The following is a 19940-nucleotide window of genomic DNA, read 5'->3' as shown; positions in this document are numbered from 1 at the left end:
TACTGCCAGCACACCGACCTGCACTGGAGTTTGAAGTCATGACCGCCGCCCTGATGAACACCTACCAACCACTGGCCCTGAGTTTCACCAAGGGCCTGGGCACTCGCCTGTGGGATCAGGCCGGTCGCGAGTATCTGGATGCGGTGGCCGGTGTCGCGGTGACCAATGTCGGCCACTCGCACCCGCGGATCGTTTCGGCGATCAGCGAGCAGGCGGGATTGCTGCTGCACACGTCGAATCTGTACAGCATCGACTGGCAGCAGCAACTGGCGAAACGGCTGACCGAGCTGTCGGGTATGGATCGGGCGTTCTTCAATAATTCGGGGGCCGAAGCCAATGAAACGGCGCTGAAACTGGCGCGTTTGTACGGCTGGCGCAAAGGCATCGAACAACCGCTGGTGGTGGTCATGGCCAACGCGTTCCACGGACGCACACTCGGCACCTTGTCGGCCAGCGATGGCCCGGCAGTGCGCCTGGGTTTCAATGAGTTGCCGGGGGATTTCATCAAAGTGCCATTTGGTGATCTCGCAGCGCTGGAGCAGCTGCAGCAAAAGCACGGCGAGCGCATCGTGGCGATTCTGGTCGAGCCAATCCAAGGCGAAAGCGGTGTGCAGCTGGCGCCGCCCGGTTACCTGAAAGCCCTGCGGGAACTGTGTAATCGCCATGCATGGCTACTGATGCTTGATGAAATCCAGACCGGCATCGGCCGCACCGGGCGCTGGTTCGCGTTTCAACATGAAGGCATTGTCCCGGATGTCATGACACTGGCAAAAGGACTGGGCAACGGCGTTCCGATCGGCGCGTGCCTGGCGCGGGGCCGGGCGGCGGATCTGTTCACCCCCGGCAGCCATGGCAGCACCTTTGGCGGCAATCCACTGGCGTGTCGGGTCGGTTGTACGGTGCTGGATATCATCGAAGAGCAGGGCCTGCTGGAAAACGCCCGGATTCAGGGTGAACGGCTCTTAACTCGTTTGAGCGCAGAGCTGGCGGACAATCCCAATGTGCTGGCGATTCGCGGGCAGGGCTTGATGATCGGGATCGAGCTGAAACAACCGGTGCGTGATCTGACCCTGATCGCGGCGCGGGATCATGGACTGTTGATCAACGTCACGCGTGGCAAGACGATACGGCTGCTGCCACCGTTGACGATTGATGAGCGGGAGGTGGAGATGATTGTCAGAGGTGTGGGGCGAGCACTGATAGCGCATTGACGGCTTGTAAGTAGCACTGTGGGAGCGAGCCTGCTCGCGAAGGCGGACTATCGTTCGACATCTCTGCTGGATGATCGACCGCTTTCGCGAGCAGGCTCGCTCCCACATGTTCGGTGTAGACCTTAGTCCGGATAATCCGCCAGATCCGGCGCCAGCATCCGCGTCTTCGCCTTGCCATTCGAATTGTGCTGAATGATCTCGCGCGGCTGCCCCTGCTCATTGAAAAACACCTGACCGATCCCCGCTGAGTTCCATAGGCGTTCACCTGCCTCAGCATGTTCCGGCGTATACGGCACGATGCGCATGCGGCGGCGTTTGGTAAACCAGTTCAGCGGGGAGCGTGGCGAGTAGAGCCAGCGGTTGAGGCGGTCGAACCATTCCAGCAGGTTTTTTGGAAACTCATTCTTGATCCCGCTGCTAGTGATCTGCCAGATCCGCGGACCGGCCTTGCGGTGGCGGATAAGCACTTCGTAGACGAAGGAATAATGCACATCGCCGGACAGCACCACGTAGTTACCGGGTGTGCGCGAGTGGCGGAAAATATTCAGGATTACCTGCGCCGCGCCGCGATGGGCCATCCAGTTTTCCGCGTCGACCAGCAGCGGATAACCGCACCAGCTGAAGACCTTTTGCACCGTTTCAATCAGCTTCACGCCGAAGATCGGCGCCGGGGAAACGATGATCGCTGACGGATGATCAAGCAGCTCCTGTTGCAGTTCGCTCAGCGCCTCCCAGTCGAGCAGGCCCGACGGTTGCTTGAGCGCCATCTCACTGCGCCAGCGCCGGGTACGGGTGTCGATGACCACCAGCGCCGGGCTGGAGGGCAGGACGAAATGCCAATGCTGAAAGCGCAGCAGGTCATCGATCAGATCATCCTGCACTGGGCTGTCGAGATACTGATCATCACCGCTGGCGCTAAGGCTCAGGGTTTTCCCCAGCACCTCCTTGAACGCATCGGGATTATTGCCCCAGCCCTGACACAACATATAGGCGATCAGCGCATTGCCGATGATGCGTTTGGAGAACGGATGGCCGTAGGCCGTTTCCTCCCATTGCGCAGACAGGTTCCAGTCGTCGGTGATGTCGTGATCGTCGAAAATCATCAGGCTCGGCAGATGCGCCAGCGCGCGGGCGACGTTGCCCAATCCAGCCTTGAAGGCATCGATGCGAGTCTGTTCGAGGGTGTAGCGCTTGAGGCGTTCGGGCGTTAACTCGGGTGCTTGCGGATTGATCAGCGACCAGGCCGTCGGTGACCACACCAGCAGATACATCGCCATGACTTCGGCGAGCGTCACCAGATGATTGTCAGCACTGCTGCTGGTGAAAATCGGCTTACGCGCACCGCCGAAAAATCGCTCACGCAATGTCTCGTTGCTCTCCAGTGCCGGTAACAAATCTGCACGGTGGTAGTAACTGGCCGGGTGTTCGTAAAGTTTGGCGCTGTCGCTGACCACGGCGCCTTCGAGGTGTTCGTCGAACAACCCGAGGCGTTCGATCAAGGCATGAATCGCCCGCAACATCGGGCCGGCCACGTCGTCGGCGTAGACCTGATCGCCGCTCATCATTAACAGGGCGGGGCGTTGTTGCGGATCGGTTTCCGTCGCCAGCAATTGGTCGACGCAAAGCAAACCATCCGTCGCCGGGTGATGCGGCTTGCGGCAAGAGCCGTGCAGCAGTTGATCGATCCGTGAGCGCAGGACGAAGTTCGGACTGGTTGCATCGCCGTACAGCAGATGCGCCGCCCAGTCGGCGATTCCGGATGTGCTATCGATCAGCAGGTCATAGTTGATACGTGTATCGCACGGCAGGGCGCTGTCGAGAGCAACATCGATGAGATGAACAAACGCCTCGCGGCCTACGGGAATGACCGTACATTTCCCGGCGTCGAGAGGAATGTCTCCTACACCTTGCAGGCGCAAGGTCAGCGACAGCTGGCGCGTACCAATCAACCACAGCACCAACCGCTTCGGCTCCAGCCTGCGCAGCAATGGGCCGGCCAACACGGCAGGCAACGAAGAGGGATCAGCGAGGTGTTGGTACATCGGAGGGCAAAGCTCAAGGCGCACAGGCTGGCGATGATAGCGCAGCCGGCGCCTTGAACCCTTAAATAAGCCTTAAGAGTCGGCTTTTTGCACTTTCAGCGCCAACAAACGCCATTGCGCAGGCAGCGCGTCCACTCGCGGCTGCTCTTGCACGGAGCAATCGAAACGGTAGGTGACATCGTCGCCGTTCATGTTGCGCGCGGTGACGGTGTTGTTGAAGGTGTAGACCTGATCCTTGAAGCGGTGGCTGACCAGCGCTTTGCTGTCAGCAAAACGCGCCGAAGCGGGAAAGCGCAACGTGCTGGTCACAAACGGGCTGCACATGACATACGCAATCATCGACTTGTCGGCCTGTGCGTCGCCACGCAATTTCTTGTTCAGCGCTGCCAGGGCCATGCGACCGTCATAGTCGCTTTGATCCAGCACGGTCTGTAGGCCGATTGATTTCGGCGCCCGGCCGGCGTAGTTCGGCAACAGTGCGGAGTCGGCGGGAGAGGGCTTGTCGTCCGGCTCGATGGCAGCAAAAACCGGCGCATCCTTCAGATCGGCGGCGGGTGTGACTGCCTCGGCTTCAGGCAATAGAGAGGTCGGCTCGGTGCCTTGCGTGTTTTCAGCCAGCGCCGGCTCGTAGTCATGCGACGAAGGAAACAACGACAACGTAATCGACAGCACCACCATCGCGACAATGAAGCCGCCCGCTGCGCCAACGATGTTGCCGTAGAAAATATTCCAGCTGCCACGGTTCTTGACCACCCAGCGCCACATGAACCCCCACACCGCGACAAATACCAGAAAACGCAGAAACTCCATTTGATCCTTTCCTTAAACCTTCCAAACCCGAAATCAACGCGCGCCCAAGGTGAACGCTGACGATGGGCGGCAAGATAACAAAACAGACGTGTAATGCCAGTGACGATAGCGGCGCTCAGTGAAAATTAAGCGCGAAAAACGCCAGCGTCGTCACGCCAGCAGCCAGCCCACAGATACCGGCGAAAAGTTGCCGGGCCAATGGATGCTCTGGCTGAGGACGCCTGACCAGCCACATCCAGACACCCGCCAGCACACCGAACGTGGTGATTATTTGCAACACGCTACTGGCCAGGTTCTCCGGCGAAGGAGAAACGTGCGCCGGGAACAGGCCTGAACAGACCACCGAAAAAATCATCGCTACGATAAAGCCGCTGGCGGCACCCGCCAGGTTGGCAAGGATCAGGTTCCAGGCACCACGGGTCTGCACGACCCAAGCCCAAACGGCTGCCCAGACGAAAAAGTACAACACGGCCATCAAGGTGTTTCTCCCTCTGAAAATTGACTCCATCGAGGCGCTGGCGACCTCGTTACTGGCAGTGGACGGCAAGATAGCAAAATAGTAGCGTCGCGCCACTGCCCAGCTCCGTAACGGACTACCCATGTCAGTCAGTACCCACGCTTTGCGCCTGCTCTGCGCAATCATTCTCGCCGGTGTAATCCCCCCAGCATTCGCCGCCGTGCAAGAACACCCGGAAAACAGCTGGAAGTATTACGCCGGCAACTGCCAGCGCGTGCAGGAAAAAATGGCCGACGTACAGAGCGGTCGCATCACCGCCTACGACGTGATGTTTGCCCTGGAAAGCAACCTGCAGACCATGAATGAACAGCGCTCGAACCTGACGCCCAATCACCTCGGCTCCCGGGAATTTGCGCAATGCGAAAACGTAGCGGGCCAGGCTGAAGCGATGATCGCCCAAGGCAAAGCCGAGTTCGCCGCAAAAATGCAAGGTGCTGCCGAGGAAGGCCGCATCGCCCACCAGAACTCCCCCGCCTACCAACGCGCCCGCGCCCTCGGCTACAGCGATGTCGGCGACATCTCCTTCCTGAAACTGCACGAAGACACCGACGGCGAAGCACGCCTGAAAACCATGCTGATCACCGTCGACGAAATCTGCGGCCAATACTTCCGCGCCACGCAATACGTGAAGCCGTATGTGATCTATACGGTTCGGCCTTCTGACGGCGGCTGTGGCGAAGTGAAGCGCGTCGCGGTGGTTGGCGGTCGATCCGTGGAGAAGGGCGATTACATTGATGAGAAGGGCGAGTTTCAGTATCTGGGCTGGAAGAAGCTTGTTGGCGCTGATGGATTTCCGACCGATATCCGCGTGTTGAAAGCCCGTCGTTGAACCAAAGAAATACCGGGATGTTTTCTTGAATATGAGGATGGACAGATGATCGACTTCAACAACAAAGGCTTCTTCAAACTCAAGCAGAACGATGAGTACGCCGAACGCGTAAGCGCGCTGTTGCTCGACGGCGAGGAAGTGATCGACTCTTACAAGGCCATGCGTGACGGCGTGGTGTTTACCAACAAACGCATCATCGCGGTCAACGTTCAGGGCATTACCGGCAGCAAGAAAGATTTCACATCCCTACCGTACAAGAACATCGTCGCGTACTCCGTGGAAACCTCGGGCACCTTCGATCTGGATTCGGAGCTGGAGATTTACTTCTCTTCACTGGGGAAAGTGAAGTTCGAATTCACCGGGAAGACCTCGATGGTGGAGATTTCCAAGTACATCTCGAAGCATCTGCTGTAACGGCTCAGCCCATTACAAGATGTCTTTCAAATAACCCTTGAGCGCGAGGAGCGGCTGATCCAGCTGCTCCAGCGAGCGCGCCTCGCTGAAGTCAGCGGACAACTTGTGCAACTCGCGCCCCAGCGGTTTCTCGACACCGCCCAACGCGTCCATCGCCAAGCTTAGGCATTCATTCATCTTGAACTGAATGGTCTCGACATCCCCACGCCGCACCAGCAGTTCGAAAATGTCTTTCTGGTAATCACCCATGACCATGTCGTCCCGCAGGATCGGGCTCAGGCCTTCTTCCTCGTAAGCGAGCTTGAGGGAGAACAGGGCGACTGTTTCCAGTGACGTTTCCATGGGGTGCCTTTAGCGACGTCCGTCAGTGTGAGAGTTGATGACTGGAGGCAGCCACCGTTAGGTGCAAGATGCGCTGGGCTGCCTTCAGAGTGGCGGAATTATACGGAGCGGGATCAACAAGTGCAGCCCAAAGGCGAGGCCGGGCACACTGAAGCCGATCAATAACCTTCACGGGATTGAGCGGCATTTCCATCGGAGGCCGGCGAGTATTATGGTGAGCCTTCACACACTCGACGTTAACTGTTGAACACGAATGGAGTGACGACCATGGAATACGACGACAAACTGATGGAAGACGCCGTGCTTGCCCTGTTGGCAGCGCTCAGTTCCGACGACGGCAATGCCTGGAAAGGATTCGACTTCGAGATCATGAACCGATTGCATGAGCAGGGTTTCATCAGTAACCCGGTGAACAGGAACAAGTCGGTCTGGTTGACGGAGGAGGGGCTGGAGCGGGGGCGGGCGATAGCGGCGCGGTTGTTTGGGGGAAGTGCTCAGGCTGAGCCTGCAAACGACTCCGACACCTGAGTCCGTGCTATGTCACGTGCGAACCGCGCGGTGGTGAGCGTTCAGCATTGCGCGAGCACTTTTCTCCAGACGAAAAAAAGGCCTTGCTAAGCAAGACCTTTCTTGATTTTGGTGCCCGAGGGAGACTGTAGTCTTCCATATAATCCGTGGCTTGTAGCAGGATTACACAGTTAGGGATACACACGGGGATACAGGTTGCTTAGGCCTATGATCGCACAATCGTAGGTTTAGGCATAAACGACCCGCAACCAGCCATGCACTCCCGGCAACCTAGCTGGTGTGGCAAGGGTTGCAGCAGTAGTAGCAACCGTTGATTCGCAGATTTGGGTTTACAGCTCGGGCGGCGTTTACAGCACCGATGCAGGTGAGATGACTTCCGAGTGGTACCTGGTTCTGTAGCTGCGGCATGAAGCTGCATCCAGTCGTCGTGTTGTGCACTTCGTAGTCGCCGTTGGGTTGAACGTTTCTGTTCACGATAAATGATTGCATTTGCTAGTCCTCGCTTCCGTGTGTCGGATCGGTAATGACTCAACATTTTTAACCATGTCTGTTGTGCTGGCTGGGATACCCCATGACCAGCAGGGATGGAGGTTAGCTGGGGGATGGCAGAAAGCAATCAGTCCCCGAAATGCCGCCGGGGACCCTAGGACTATCTGAAGGACACGGGGTCGGAAACCCGCGGGGCTTCGTTAGTGGGAGGACTCAAGAGTTACTGAAATTTCAGTCATTGAAATTGAAAGAAACACATCGAAAAACAGCCACCATTACCGTATCGGTAATGGTGACCTCAGGTAGGCCATTCCATAGGGTAAATGCACAGGTGAACCGGCAGTTCACCGGGTTCACCTGTTCACTAAGCTGGGAGTTCTCCCGCTAACAAGGTCCTGCGGGTTTCCGACCCCGTGTCTGAAAGAGAACCGCAGGGTCCCCAGCAGATGTTGGAAACTCCAGCTGCCGTTCGCTGGAGGGATCGATGCGTCGGGGAGCGGGGATGCGCACACCCCTAAGACTAGTGTTACGCATGTTACTGGTGTAACGATGTGTCCTAACACATTGTAATTGCTCATTATTCCTGAGGTAACACGGCTTTCTGACGTAGGACTTGAGGCGTGTTACTGGCACAGCAGGTGTAACGCTCGGTCGAACGAGGACGGCTAAAAAGGTGGGGACGCCAGTTAGGCAGGAAAGGAGGTCCATCGCATTCTTACTCATCCCGTTCATTTGCTATCAGCCATCGGCCAGAAGCGGTGGTCCGATCTGATGCTTAGGCGCAAAGCTCATCACACCGCCGACCGGAGAGCATTTACCTGATATCTCCGAATGACATGTGGCCGCGATTTGTGAATGGCACGAGGTGACTTGCTACCGAAGCGCAGCATACGATTACGGATAGTGCGCAATGGCCATTACCAAATCGCTCAACATCGAATAATATCTACCTACCGTTTGATAAACCATGGAAAGGGTGTTCTGTAAATGTCGATATTGGAACAGAAAGACCGTTTTGAGGTAAAAGAAGAATCATTGACGCGTGCAGAATTAGTCCGTAACGCGTCCCCGTCGCTGGCGGAAATTATCAAAGGGAAAAATTTGATTATTTTGCCGTCCCACGAAACAGTAGATGAGTTTTACGCGGGTAGTCTAGATACGCTTGATTATCTAAACGAAAGAAATGTCGATGCTGAGATATATTCTACTGACGAAGATTACAAAGAGCTAAGTCTACATGGGGCGGATTTTTGGCTTGGAACATTTTTTGTCTCTAGTATTGTTCTTCCATTGCTAACCAATCTTATGTCATCTTATATATATGATAAGCTCAAAGCCCAGAAGGATGATGGGATATCTTTAAAGCTTATCATCGAAAGGAAAAGTGGCTCTACAGTTTCGATTAGTTTTGATGGCAAGATTGAAAAACTAGAAAAAGTTTTCACTGCTATCAAGGAACTTGAAAATGAAGTTTGAGTTGACTAAGCTTGAGCACACAAAAAATCCACATATTAAATGGGTTTTGAGTGAGCTTGAGAAACTCAAGAAACAAGCTGTTGGCGCTGCGAACGAAGAGCTTGCAAACAATTGCTGGAGAGAGTCAGAAGCGCTCCAGCTTACGCTGATCTATATAGAGGCATTTCACAAAATAAAACGGAGGGAGTACAGAGAGGCATGGTACGACCTAGAGCGATGCGAGATAAAGTGTCAGTTTGTTATGCGGAACTCGAGTGAGGAATTCTGTATAAGTAAAAATATTTATTTCATAGCTCACCAAGTTTCGAATCTGCAATCACTTTATCCTTATTGTGTATTTTCAAGCCCGGGTATGGTTGTTGGATATTACGAGTGCGGTATATGTAACCATAAAATTCGTCCTCGATCTAGGTGTGCACATGTGAAGGGTAAAATATACAACGGAAAATTATGCGTTCATGTTGCACGTGATTTGGTACTTAAAGAGATATCTATTGTTTCCAAGCCAGTTCAAAAATATTCTGTTGTTCATAATGATGAGACTCTGGATTTTTCCGTGTTGGAGCATCTTATGGTTGTTTTGGAAGAGGCTTTTGAAGAGTGGGACGTTATTAGAACGACAAAAAAGTTTCCAATTGATATGTTTTGTCGTGTGGAACTGGAATCTGAATGCCCTTGCAAAAATGGAAATAAGTTTGGGCAGTGCTGTTCGAACAAGGCAGAAGTTGAAATACCTCATTTAGATTTTGTATTCCGTAGAGATGTTCGAAGTCTGCCGTTGGATAAATTTCCTTATTAGTTGTGGTGCTGGAGTTTAAAGTTCGCGAAGCCGAGTCCTTTAAGTGGCTTGCCGGCTTCTGTAAACGACATGATTGATTCGCCACTTTGAGTCGTAGACACTTGCTCTGTTGTTGCGCATGAATTAACCGCCTTATCATAGAGGCTATAAAAGCGAAGGCCCAATGTCTGAATTATGCTATATGTGCGACAAGCCAGGTACCACTGTCGAGCACGTACCTCCAAAATGTCTATTTCCTGAGTTAAAGGATGCCGGTGTTAACTTTAGGTTGAACCTCATCACAGTACCTTCTTGCGAGGAGCATAATTGTAAAAAATCTGTTGATGATGAGTTTTTGATGGTAAGTATTGCCGGGATTCTTGGAAACAACTCCATCGGTTTCGAACATTATAATGGGAAAATCCAAAGGTCTCTAAAACGAACGTCTTACAAGTTATTAGAAAAAGTTTTCCTTAAAAAACGACTCGTTCGACTGGGTAGCGAAAACAAATTTATCGACATTCTTTGGGGAACTCCTGATTACAAACGTCTGATTGACTGCTTTACACATATTGCCTATGGCATACACAGACATCATTTTAAGGCCAACTTTATAGGCAGCACCAAGGCGTACTTAGGGTTTCTTCACACAAACGTGCCTAATCCAAAAGCATTCAAAGCCTTCATTAAAGAAAAAGCAAGCCTGGAACTTGCCGATAAGACTAAGTATGGTGATAATCCAGGCGTATTTTATTATCAATATACCGAGCCAGATATGTTCGGAATTTTTCTAGTAAGACTCTGCTTTTATCAGAATGTTGATGTATACGTCGCTTATATGCCGTCCACCGCAGAAAAACCATTCCATTTAGGCTTCGAGTTAATGAATTTGGGATATAGAACGATCATCACTTTAGGTGATAAGGAGTTCGAGTTCAACTCGGGTTCCGATCCAAAGCGTCTATCTGCACCGCCAATCTCTGATAGCGAAATAAAGTGACTGATATATGTCTATGATTCAGTCAAATAGTCGTTAATGTAATTCTTCAATTTCAATTGCGATCTTGTTTATGAGGACGGTTATTTTCTGCGAATGGAGTTTATATTCGTCCGTCACCTGCTCTTGGCTTTTATTTGCCAAGAAAAATAAGGCCAAGCCGGCAGCGCCAATCAGTTCTGCCAATGGCGAATTAGTATCAATTTGGTTTGCTAATATCCAGCGATTGATTGCTTTGTTTGATAGTCCAGAAAGCTCCTCTGCTGGCCAATTATGCGCATTGACTAATCGAAGAATATTGCGTTGAGCATCAATTCTATTGTTGAAGTCATTCATGTCTTGCCTACCGAAATTAATAAAGTCCGCATCCATTGTTCTATTGCCGCTAACGTACCCGTGACGAAGTGGGTTTCTTCTTTGGATATCAAATTTCCTAATCCACGCGTACAGATGAGTCGAGCACGCTCTAAAATTGAGAAAGCATCGTTCGGGAAATCTAGGCTGTTGGAGCCAAGTCGAAGGGCGGAGTGGCGCGAAAAATCAGGGATCCCAGTGCCGAGTGAGTAGCATGTCGCAAAATTTCGTACAGCTAAGAAAATTGTAGATAATTCGAAGATCGGGCTGTTAGTTCCTCCACGGAGCGCTTTGGCTGAACTTGCAAATAACGCGAAAAATTTTTCACAATCTAGAGTCGCCGATTGATATATGGCGGGAGTTCCCAATTCCTGTAAATAGTCTGTGTTGTCGGGTGAATACAGTAGCCTCGATTCAAGTGATAAATGCCACGCGAATGCGTTTCCCTCATTCCATATCTCCGCTATTCGGGCATATGAGTAAATTGAGTACACATCTGAACTGAATCTCTGATCTGATCCCTGTGTAATTGCGAGAAGATCAACGTCGGATTCTGGCGTAACCTCACCCCTGCAAATAGAGCCGAAAGCGTATATATGCCCCGTCATCGCCGATTAAACCTTTTTACAATAATTGCCATGAAAAAACCAAATAGAACAAGTCTTAAAAAGGTCACAAAAGTTATATAGCTGGCAGGAAAATGTTGCGGATGGATCGTTCCAAGAAACACTTGCGGGGCTTGCAAGAAAGCGCACCAATAGCTTTTGATAATAAAGTGGTCGCGGTAATTTAGGACGTCGAAGAGAGTCATAAACGCTAAGACCGCAAAAACGGCGCAGACGAGCTTCCAGGCGCTTTCGCCATTCCCCCACAAAAGATCTAGCAGTTTGAACTTTGTCCATAATAAAAATTGGTGGGCTCGCTGCCAGGACTTATATTTGTTACGGTAATATGATTCGTTAGAGTGCCACGCTTTGTATAGATGCTCCTTGGTTGCATTTAATTCAACTTCAATGGCTCTGTTTACAGATATCGCATCACCCAGTTGTTGATAATTCATGCGGAGAGATCGAGCGAACCGAATCTTAAGGTTTTCGCTGCCGGGGCAACCACTGGAAAGCACTTCATTATTGATGTCGGTTCTCTCGAAGGACGCGTATTCAAATTTACACCCGCTAAAAATGGATCCGTGTAAATTGGTGCTTACAAAGCGGCAGCCCGTGAAATCGCAAGAGTCGAATTTGCAGTTGCGTAAATAGCAAGCGTCGAATGTGGAGTACCTGAAGTCTATTTTAGTAAATTTTCGTTCTTTTGCCACCAAGCGTACAAAGTTAACATTTGAATACTTTTCGCCTGAAATATCTGCAATAAATTTTTGGTCTTTAAGTTCGTTCTTGCCGCTATTTGTTAGCATCCGCCTCTTCCTCTTAATCGGCGATGCCGACAATGTCCTTTATTGGCGAGTTCCAGACGAATCTGGACTGTAGAACGCTTACCATCCTAGCTTCGCTTCGATTACAAAAGAAGTAGTGAAGAAGATTTGCTCAATTTACGAGCTTTTAGGAGAGTAGCACTCCTTGCACCAATGACCGTTTTTGTCAGAAAGCGGACCTCCGCGGGCGTCTAATTGAGTCGAAAACAGCCAATGTCCACATAATTGTTGCTTGGGTCGGATTATGCCTAGGTCTGGCTATGGGCCACCACTCGACTAACAAATCGCGTCGGTTATCCTCTCTGGCCGAGACCGTGTAAATAAGCACGTTCTGCAGTCCGCATTGCTGCTCACCGCAGTGTTTTCGCCAGCGGCATGCTGTCTTTCAGGATGAAAAAGGATTCAGGAATCAAGGAATGAGCGGATACGTCCCCAACCTACCGAAGGGTTACCGCAATAGTGGCACCGAGCCCGTCGATGTACATGCCCAGCGTTGGGCGGAATACAAAGAGTTCCCACTTAAGAACGACACAACTCCCACTAGCAAAGGGTGTGTATTCGCGAAAAGCTGCGATCTCGCAGATGGTGTGATCGATCACAAGCACCCTGCCGGATTTATCCCGGTCGAGAGCCTGGCCAAGTACGGAGAGTTCTCACTTCTTGGCGGTCGTGAGGCCGATGCCGTGGGTAATATTCCGCTGAAAAAAATCAGCGGGAATGCCTTACCCGCCGCCTTGGGAACTCTCCTATTGGGTGGCACTGGAGCCGCGGCTGCCTCTTGTGGTGGGTTGTGTACGGCTGGAGCCGCTGGGGGTGCAAGTATTGCAACCGGCTCTGCTGCAACGGGGGCTGCTGGTGGGACCGGCGTTCTCACCGCCGGTGTGGCCGCTGGCACATTGGCGGGGATAGTCGCTCTGCTGTGGCCGTCGAGCCTTGGTGACAGTTCTCTTTACACAGAAGTCGAGCTTCAGTCATTGGAGAAGGCTCGGACTCGCGTCCGCCTCCATGTTGAGGAGCAGGGTGACGGAACACTGAAGGGGTACGGGTACAACACCCAGAAGCGCAGTGACTGGGAAATGATTCCCGTCGTGCAATTCGTCCAGCAGGGGTCTCAGCAGGTCGCCGACTTCGGCGACGGCGTAACCCTCATCTGGACGCCGGCGGTCGATCCCTCGAGCACCGCCGGTATCCCGCCTTTAGAGGGAGCCCCTCAAGCTCCACAGATTTGGATTTATCCGCCGACCGAACAGGCCGATAGCATCATTGTCAGCCCGATCTACCCCGACCAATACAAAGATTTCATCCTCGTATTCCCGGCTGATTCGGGCGTGCAGCCGCTGTACATTGTAATGAATGTACGCCTCAACTCAGGCATTGTTACCGGGCAGGGAACAGATGTGACAGGCATCTGGCTCGCCGGCGCCAGCGTTGGTTTGGGGGCGCCTGTGCCGACGCGAATCGCAGATCAGCTCAGGGGAAAGAGCTTTAGCAGCTTCGACGCTTTCAGAAAGGCATTCTGGATTGCGGTCGGGAACGATACGGAGCTCGCTAGCCAATTCAACGACAGCAATAAAACCCGAATGCTTGAAGGTATGGCGCCTCGCGCTAGGGCGATTGATACCGTGGGTAAACGCCGATCCTTTGAGCTACACCACGGGATTCCAGTTTCTGAAGGTGGCGAGGTTTACGACGTCGACAACCTCAGCGCCATGACACCCAAGCACCATATTGATACACACCGGAGCTCGAAATGATCGCAGTCAAAAGCAGCCTTTCCGAATACTCGGAGAACGAGTTTCTCGAACTGATCAAAGAAATCTGCAGCGCCGCTGGCAACGAAAACTATCAGGACGAGTTACTGGAAAATTTCATTGAAGTAACTGGCAATCCAGCCGCCTCTGATTGGATTTATTACCCAGAAGATGGCCAAGACGATTCGCCTAAAGGCATTCTCGAAACCGTCAAAGCCTGGCGCGCATCACAGGGTTTGCGAGGCTTTAAAGAGTAAGTTAAGTAAGGGGGCTATTGGAGGTAAGAATAACTAAAAAGGGCCCGGGTGGGCCCTTTTTCAGGTGACGCTACTTTACTTTTTCAGCCAGCTTTCAACTTCATCGGCGCCGTGCTTGGTTTTCCACTCTTTCAGCGTCTTGTGATTGCCGCCTTTGGTTTCAACCACTTCACCGGAGTGTGGGTTCTTGTAAGTCTTCAGCTCGCGAGGCTTGCGCGTGCCGGTCGTTTGAGCTGGCGCTTGGCGGCGCGAGCTGCTCTGAGGGTCAAGCAGATTGATGATGTGCTTAAGGCTGAAGCCGTATTTATCGAGCAGTTCGCGCAGCTTGGTTTCAAACTCGATTTCTTTTTTCAGCGCATCGTCGCCCTTCATCGTCTCCAGTGCTTGGAGCTGCTCGGCGAGGTGTTTTTCTAGCTGACGGTATTCGGCAAGTTTGGACATGCTTGTTTCCTATATGTGTTTGATAAACGTTTGAATGTTCGGGTGACATACAAGTTCAGCGCTATTCAGGCAATTTCAAATATTCTCGAATGCTGATGATCTCGGCTCTGATCAGTTCTACAGTGAGAATCTGGACTTTCGTTCTTTTGCTAGACTTTGCGTCCACGAAGTCTAGCATTTCCTTCAAGGACTCTATCCGAGCTTTCAGTAGGTCTTTCCAGTTGGGAGTATTTCTAAGGTCAAATTGAATGATCATTTTGTGCTCTGGCGAGGTTTTAAACAGCCCACGCTCGTAGGCTGTTTCGATGAGTCAGCGGGTTACATCGAGAGGATGTCTTGCACGCTGTACTGGCCGGATCGATCCGCCAGCTCGTGCCAATTCCAGCTGTGGAAATCTTCACCTTCTTTTGGAAGCACCAGCTTCATCAGGCTGAGGTGTTCGCCCCCCAGCAAACGTTGAGTAGCCCATAGCTTGGCGCCCATATCCATCAGTGCCTGAGCTTTTTCGTTCCACTGCTCTTCCAGTACCTTTTCGGCCAGCAACAAGGCCGTTCTTTGGATGGCAGTGTGTTCCCTTTGCGCCTCGGCAATGTGCTGGTCGACGATGACCAGCTCCTGCTCCAGCGCGTTAATGATTAGGTGCTGGCGACGATTGTGCTCGATGGCAGTCGCAAGGTTTTTCGCAGCCTTTTGCGCATCTGTATTGGCGTTCTTTTCGCCCTCGGTGTCGCCCCAGGCCACTGCCTGCGCATAAGCGGTAGCGGCATCGGTTTCGGCTTGCCGGGCCTTGGCCATGTCCTCTTCTGCTTGCTGCTGGATATGTACCAAGCGTTTGCTAAGGCTGTCGCGTTTTTCGTTGAGCTCCAGTTCGTCGGCTTTCCAGTTCGCTATCGAATCGGTGTAACCGACCATCAAGGTTTCATGATTGAGCAGTTGCTCGCGTCGAGTGATCTGAGCATCTAAGATCCAGGCATGGTGTTTATTTGAGTCGTAAGGAAGTTTTAGCGTGTTGTACTCACTGCGGACTTCACGCAGACGATTCGCGTCTAATTCTTCGTCGCCCTCCAGTAATTCTTCCAACGGTGCCATCTCGGCGTATTGCTCTTCAGCCGCCCTCAAGTATTTATCACGGCGGATGGTCAGTTGGTCGATCTCATCGATCAACCGTTGCTTCTTCTCGCAGTTAGCGGCTGCGAGAGTGCTATCCGAATTCGGCAGTGAAAGTAAGATGGCCTCGCTGCAGCCCAGTTCGCAGGCCAGCAGTTCATGTTGTTCGGTAGAAGCTTGGAATTCGTTCATCTGTCTTGTTCCTTCAAATTGGGTTTGGGTTGAATGACCGGCTGGCGAGGCCGGGAATAAGCCGGCGCTACCTCGATCAACGGGGATGCCCTCAGGCAGCCCGAGCCTCGCTCTCATCCGTTCCGGGAATCGTCTTCACGATGTAGCAGCGTTGCGGCCCCAGACCGGGCAACCGGACCAAACTCGATGCCTTGCCGTCGCTAGCCGGTTCCAGCACTCCGCGCTGCAGCAGTTCCTTGTTCACGGCGTTGATGTTCATGCCCCGGAAGATCTCGGAGCGCCATGCTTCAGGCAGCACGTAGTAGGTGTTGGTGGTGTGCATGGTGTCGCCCATGCCGTGCTCCAGCGTCTTGCGAAAGCCGAGGCGGTCGATGGTGCGCGGGCCGTGTTCGTCGATCTTGGCCGCCGCCGATTCCCAGCGGGTGAAGCGGCTTTCGCCGAAGCGTTCGATGACCTGGCGCAGGCGCGCCAAAATCGCATCACCCTCGAAGTTACCGGCGCCGCCTCGTTCGTTTAGCCAAGCATTCAGGCATACGCGAGCAGCAGTGGTAGCGGTTCCGTCCGGCCAGCCGGTGATGCCCATTGCTGTGGCCAGCTCGCCTGCTGCGGCGGCGAGGCCGAAGCGAGCAGCGGCACGGTGTGCCTGTCCACTCGCGGATGCTGGGAGCGACTTGGCAATGAAGCCTTCCAGCGTGCGGCGCAGGATCGCTGCCCAGCCGTGACGCTTGCCCGGCTCGCACAGGGCGGTGAGGAACGCGGTGATCGGTGTGCCGTAGTAGTTCGCCACGCGGGCTTTGAGCGCGTCGGACAGTGCTGCCGCGTCTTCGAAACCGTTGAGCTTGTCGAACATGCCGAGGCCTTTGCTGGCATCGGCCGGGACGGCGAGCATGCGCACCTCCATGCCCGCTTTTAGCTCCTTGTTGGCTTCGGCCATGTGCTGCGCCAAGGTTTTCTCGCCCGTGGACAAAAACAGCAAACGCCACTCCTGCACCTGTCGGCCTGCTTGACCCCGATCATTGGCGCGAGCTTTACCGGTGCCATTGCCGAGCATGTAAACCGTCTCGCCGATAATGCGCGGATCGCACATGCCGATTTCATCGAGTATCAAGAGGCCGTCCGAATGCGCTGCTGCGATAGATTCCAGCGCGTTATCGGTCGAGCGCCACGAACGCACCAAGCGTGGTCCGCCGTAGACGGAGGCAGCGACTTGCAGGTGAGTGGTCTTGCCGCCAGAGCTATCGCCGTAGAGGTGAAAGCCACCCGACTCATGGCCGAGCATGTGTAGAAGCGGACCCGCGAAGGCCACGCCGACGACGAACGCCAAGCGGTGGTTGCCGACGCACAGCGCGCCGATCTGCTGTTGCCATTGTTCCAATGTGCCTGCTTCGCTGATCGGCGGAAGCTGCGCACCCGCTTCGTAGAAGTGCAGGTGTTCACTGTGCGTGCCTACCTGCTGCTCGGGCAGGAGAAAGGCGCTGTCATGCCAGCCTAAACGAGTGACCAGACGCGCACGTTGTGCACTGTCGAAGCCGCCCAGGTAACTCTGCAAATCGTTGCGTGCGTTGCGCCCCGAACGACTGCCGGCCAGACGCAACCCCATGTCCACCAACGGGCCGAGCACGTCCTTGCCGAAGTCGCCGGTCATTGTGCGTGCCGGGATGTTCCAGCGTTTCTTGGTGCCGTCGGGGTCGTCGAACTCGACCAGCAGGCCCCAGTTCTGGCCTTTGTCGTCGCGGGTGCGCGCCAATATTTCCAGAGGCGAACACACTGGGCGTGCTTCGCCATCGTCACCGGCATAGAACACACCTTCGGTTGTCAGGCGAAAGCCTCCCGGCATGAGGTCGTTTTTCGACTTTGCCGATCGCTTGGCTGCTGCTTTTGGTTTCGGTTCCGGCTCAGGTTTCACCGAGGCAATAACTGCCTTTTTTTCGATCACACTGAACAGCTCGCCGCTGCTCTCCAGCTTGGCGAAGTGGGCGGCGGTCCAGCATTTGGCTAGCGCATCGGCGGCATCGTCGCCGTCATCCCATTGACCACCTTCGGCAAACGCGGCGCGGTCGTTCTTCAGCGTGGGATTGCGTTTGAACACGTCCAGCGCGACGACCCGGACCGAGCCGGCGCCGATTTCGCGCAGCTTCTCGGCAACGGTGGCCATGCAGATTTTGCCGCTGTCGTCGTTGTCCGGCCACAACACAACATCGCGGCCTTGGAGCGGCGTCAGGTCGGCTTTGTGCCAGGAGTTGGAGCCATTCGGCCAGCAGGTGGCCACGTAGTTCGGCAGCAGCTCGCCGGCCGCATCGGCAGCTTTCTCGCCTTCGCAGAGAACAACCGGTGCATCAGCGCGCTGGGCCAGTTCATCAAGGCGCAGCAGGGGGCGCGGATCCGGCAGACCCTGCCAGCGCCATTGCTTGGTTTGGCCATCGGAGCGTTGACACCACGTCAGGGGCGCAAAGACTTTCTTTGGCTTGCCTTCTTCATCTAGGCCGAGGTCGAAGCGATACAGCGCCATGAGGGGTTGACCCTGCACGTCACGATAGATCCACACCTTGGACGGTGCACCGTGATCGCGATGCTTGGCCGGGCACTTGTTCATGGCTTCGGTCGGGATCGGCAGAATGGCGTTCCATGTCGGCGCCTTGGGCTTGCTCGGTGCGGCCTTCGTCTTGGCGGAGCCGGGCGCAACGTTTAGCCAATCAGCCAGCTTTTTGCACGCCTCGACGTCGGAGCCGCCGTCCAGATAACGCACCAGATCTATCAGGTCGCCGCCCTTGTCGTTGGTGGCGAAGTCGGCCCAGGTGCCCTTGCTCAAATTTACCTTGAGCGAGCCGGCGCGTTTGTCGCTGCGGGTCGGGTTCGGTGCGGTGTATTCCTTACCGCCGTCGACGCGCTTGCCGTTGGGCAGCCAGTGGGACAAAACACGGTCAATGTCTTTCAGCGCGGCGGCCTTCACGTCGGCGAAGCTCGGACGTTTATCTGTGCTGTTCGGTCGCTGGCTCATGCGTCAGCCCTCGGCAAAAACAGCGCGTCGTTGATGTCGTCGATTAGCGCTTTTGCCATTTCTCCCAGGTACAGGGCGGGCCAACTGAAACGCTCGCCGTGGTCACTCATAGCGGCGTCGAGATTAAGCTGGTTCGCGTGGTGCTGAAGCAACGAAACCATCTCTAGGGCGTCTTCGACTGGCACGCCGGCATTTACTCGGAACAGCTTCAGGTCGGTGGCGTTGACGCGAGAAAAAGTGGCGTGGCCCGGTGTGGTGGAAGTGCTCATAGCGCACCGCCTTTTTGCACAGCAGGCGTTGAGGTGTTATCGCCGTGCATAGCGAGCGTCTTGATCAGCCCAAGGGTGCCGCGCACATCCCAGAGGACGGCGGCAATGACGTGATTGGCAAGGCGCGAGGATTCGTTTTCGAAGTGATCTTCAAGCAGGGTTAGTACTGAGTCGGCACGATCAATAGCGCAGGTGATGGCGTCGATCGGTACGCCGGCTTCTGCTTTTGGATTCACGCAAAGCAGGTCTTCAGGCAGCGAGAAACTCAGGGCGTTGTTCATTGGGCGCCACCTGCGATTTCGAGTGCGCGGGCTTTGGCCATGTGAGCGTTGTAACGGGAGAGACGTGTAGCGAGGCTGGAGTTGGCGTGTAAAGCGGCGAGAGCCATTGCACGGTGTGCAGCGGCGCGAATTTTGGACGGATTGAGGGCGTGTTGCATTTGTGAAGGCTCCTTGTACTGAGGAACCGCCACCGTCTGCCGCCAAGCAGATTAGGGTGACGGATTGCGCAGGATTGGCGGACCGGCGTACAAGGAGACCGGCGCACCCGAGGGTGCTCCTACGCAACCCGCCATAACACGGGAATGCGGGCACAAAAAAAGCGCCTGCAATCGTAATGGGGGCGCTGTTGCGCCTTGTACTGTATGGGCCGCCAAGCCCAATCGCTGAATTTGCAGCGACGCAAAGAGAGTAACGTCCGTTTTTCC

Annotated in this window: 22 protein-coding genes; 9 read left to right on the top strand and 13 right to left on the bottom strand. The window is 54.1% G+C overall.

The genetic code is table 11. From position 1 onward, the window contains the following. The first annotated feature begins 38 nt into the window (after positions 1-38). A complete protein-coding gene (locus CCX46_RS24940; protein WP_127929683.1) occupies positions 39-1211 on the top strand; it encodes an aspartate aminotransferase family protein in 1173 nt (390 codons plus the stop codon). A gap of 122 nt (positions 1212-1333) precedes the next feature. Here CCX46_RS24940 and CCX46_RS24935 read toward each other — a convergent pair whose 3' ends face one another. The 3 genes from CCX46_RS24935 to CCX46_RS24925 all read right to left on the bottom strand — a co-directional run bounded on the left by CCX46_RS24935 (position 1334) and on the right by CCX46_RS24925 (position 4637). Continuing rightward, entirely contained in the window at positions 1334-3253 is a 1920-nt protein-coding gene (locus CCX46_RS24935; protein WP_127929682.1) for an alkaline phosphatase D family protein, read from the bottom strand. 72 nt (positions 3254-3325) lie between these two features. Continuing rightward, complete coding sequence (locus CCX46_RS24930; RefSeq protein ID WP_127929681.1) at positions 3326-4063, bottom strand: hypothetical protein; 738 nt, start codon at positions 4061-4063, stop codon at positions 3326-3328. Between the two features lie 115 nt (positions 4064-4178). Next, positions 4179-4637 (bottom strand): hypothetical protein, encoded by a 459-nt coding sequence (locus CCX46_RS24925; RefSeq protein ID WP_238704358.1) that lies wholly within the window; start codon positions 4635-4637, stop codon positions 4179-4181. Between the two features lie 25 nt (positions 4638-4662). Between CCX46_RS24925 and CCX46_RS24920 the strand changes: the two genes are divergently transcribed. Both CCX46_RS24920 and CCX46_RS24915 read left to right on the top strand, forming a co-directional pair. Further along, on the top strand, positions 4663-5409 hold the full coding sequence (locus CCX46_RS24920; RefSeq protein WP_127929680.1) for a hypothetical protein: 747 nt from the start codon (positions 4663-4665) through the stop codon (positions 5407-5409). Positions 5410-5454: 45 nt separating this feature from the next. After that, positions 5455-5823, top strand: a complete 369-nt coding sequence (locus tag CCX46_RS24915) for a PH domain-containing protein (protein ID WP_034156100.1) — start codon at positions 5455-5457, stop codon at positions 5821-5823. A 12-nt stretch (positions 5824-5835) separates the two neighbouring features. Here the strand turns inward: CCX46_RS24915 and CCX46_RS24910 are convergent, their stop codons facing one another. After that, positions 5836-6165, bottom strand: coding sequence for a hypothetical protein (locus tag CCX46_RS24910; RefSeq protein ID WP_127929679.1), 330 nt, complete (start codon positions 6163-6165; stop codon positions 5836-5838). A 267-nt stretch (positions 6166-6432) separates the two neighbouring features. Between CCX46_RS24910 and CCX46_RS24905 the strand changes: the two genes are divergently transcribed. From CCX46_RS24905 to CCX46_RS24885, 4 genes are all read left to right on the top strand, one after another. Continuing rightward, positions 6433-6693 carry a DUF6429 family protein gene (locus CCX46_RS24905; RefSeq protein WP_102357906.1) on the top strand — a complete coding sequence of 87 codons (261 nt, stop codon included), beginning with the start codon at positions 6433-6435 and terminating at the stop codon, positions 6691-6693. A gap of 1476 nt (positions 6694-8169) precedes the next feature. Beyond that, entirely contained in the window at positions 8170-8658 is a 489-nt protein-coding gene (locus CCX46_RS24895) for a hypothetical protein (RefSeq protein WP_127929678.1), read from the top strand. After that, the gene (locus CCX46_RS24890) at positions 8648-9457 is read left to right on the top strand and encodes a hypothetical protein (protein WP_127929677.1); all 810 of its coding nucleotides are present in this window, start codon (positions 8648-8650) and stop codon (positions 9455-9457) included. Before CCX46_RS24895 ends, CCX46_RS24890 begins: the two co-directional genes overlap by 11 nt. Positions 9458-9620: 163 nt before the next feature. After that, the gene (locus tag CCX46_RS24885; RefSeq protein WP_127929676.1) at positions 9621-10436 is read left to right on the top strand and encodes a hypothetical protein; all 816 of its coding nucleotides are present in this window, start codon (positions 9621-9623) and stop codon (positions 10434-10436) included. Positions 10437-10469: 33 nt separating this feature from the next. Here the strand turns inward: CCX46_RS24885 and CCX46_RS24880 are convergent, their stop codons facing one another. From CCX46_RS24880 to CCX46_RS24870, 3 genes are read right to left on the bottom strand one after another with little or no spacing between them, the layout of a single operon-like run. Further along, a complete protein-coding gene (locus CCX46_RS24880; protein ID WP_127929675.1) occupies positions 10470-10769 on the bottom strand; it encodes a hypothetical protein in 300 nt (99 codons plus the stop codon). Next, positions 10766-11395 (bottom strand): nucleotidyltransferase domain-containing protein, encoded by a 630-nt coding sequence (locus CCX46_RS31255; RefSeq protein ID WP_127929674.1) that lies wholly within the window; start codon positions 11393-11395, stop codon positions 10766-10768. The genes CCX46_RS24880 and CCX46_RS31255 overlap by 4 nt, the downstream gene beginning before the upstream one ends. After that, positions 11392-12201, bottom strand: a complete 810-nt coding sequence (locus CCX46_RS24870; protein ID WP_127929673.1) for a pentapeptide repeat-containing protein — start codon at positions 12199-12201, stop codon at positions 11392-11394. Before CCX46_RS24870 ends, CCX46_RS31255 begins: the two co-directional genes overlap by 4 nt. A gap of 434 nt (positions 12202-12635) precedes the next feature. Between CCX46_RS24870 and CCX46_RS24865 the strand changes: the two genes are divergently transcribed. Beyond that, a complete protein-coding gene (locus CCX46_RS24865) occupies positions 12636-13973 on the top strand; it encodes an S-type pyocin domain-containing protein (RefSeq protein WP_127929672.1) in 1338 nt (445 codons plus the stop codon). Next, positions 13970-14227, top strand: a complete 258-nt coding sequence (locus CCX46_RS24860) for a bacteriocin immunity protein (protein ID WP_127929671.1) — start codon at positions 13970-13972, stop codon at positions 14225-14227. The genes CCX46_RS24865 and CCX46_RS24860 overlap by 4 nt, the downstream gene beginning before the upstream one ends. 75 nt (positions 14228-14302) lie before the next feature. Here CCX46_RS24860 and CCX46_RS24855 read toward each other — a convergent pair whose 3' ends face one another. The 6 genes from CCX46_RS24855 to CCX46_RS30765 form a co-directional block, all read right to left on the bottom strand. Beyond that, a complete protein-coding gene (locus CCX46_RS24855) occupies positions 14303-14668 on the bottom strand; it encodes a histone-like nucleoid-structuring protein, MvaT/MvaU family (protein WP_127929670.1) in 366 nt (121 codons plus the stop codon). Between the two features lie 318 nt (positions 14669-14986). Beyond that, the gene (locus CCX46_RS24850) at positions 14987-15967 is read right to left on the bottom strand and encodes a chromosome segregation protein SMC (protein WP_446730733.1); all 981 of its coding nucleotides are present in this window, start codon (positions 15965-15967) and stop codon (positions 14987-14989) included. A 91-nt stretch (positions 15968-16058) separates the two neighbouring features. Next, positions 16059-18965: a DUF927 domain-containing protein gene (locus tag CCX46_RS24845; protein WP_127929669.1), complete on the bottom strand. Its 2907-nt coding sequence runs from the start codon at positions 18963-18965 to the stop codon at positions 16059-16061. Next, positions 18962-19234 carry a DUF3077 domain-containing protein gene (locus CCX46_RS24840; protein WP_127929668.1) on the bottom strand — a complete coding sequence of 91 codons (273 nt, stop codon included), beginning with the start codon at positions 19232-19234 and terminating at the stop codon, positions 18962-18964. Before CCX46_RS24840 ends, CCX46_RS24845 begins: the two co-directional genes overlap by 4 nt. Further along, on the bottom strand, positions 19231-19515 hold the full coding sequence (locus CCX46_RS24835; protein WP_127929667.1) for a hypothetical protein: 285 nt from the start codon (positions 19513-19515) through the stop codon (positions 19231-19233). Before CCX46_RS24835 ends, CCX46_RS24840 begins: the two co-directional genes overlap by 4 nt. Beyond that, the gene (locus tag CCX46_RS30765) at positions 19512-19673 is read right to left on the bottom strand and encodes a hypothetical protein (RefSeq protein WP_177413882.1); all 162 of its coding nucleotides are present in this window, start codon (positions 19671-19673) and stop codon (positions 19512-19514) included. The genes CCX46_RS24835 and CCX46_RS30765 overlap by 4 nt, the downstream gene beginning before the upstream one ends. Between the last annotated feature and the right edge of the window lie 267 nt (positions 19674-19940).

The organism is Pseudomonas sp. RU47 (genome assembly GCF_004011755.1).
Taxonomy (GTDB): domain Bacteria; phylum Pseudomonadota; class Gammaproteobacteria; order Pseudomonadales; family Pseudomonadaceae; genus Aquipseudomonas.
Note: the sequence above shows the minus strand (reverse complement) of the source record. Positions and strands in the feature narration are given on the sequence as shown.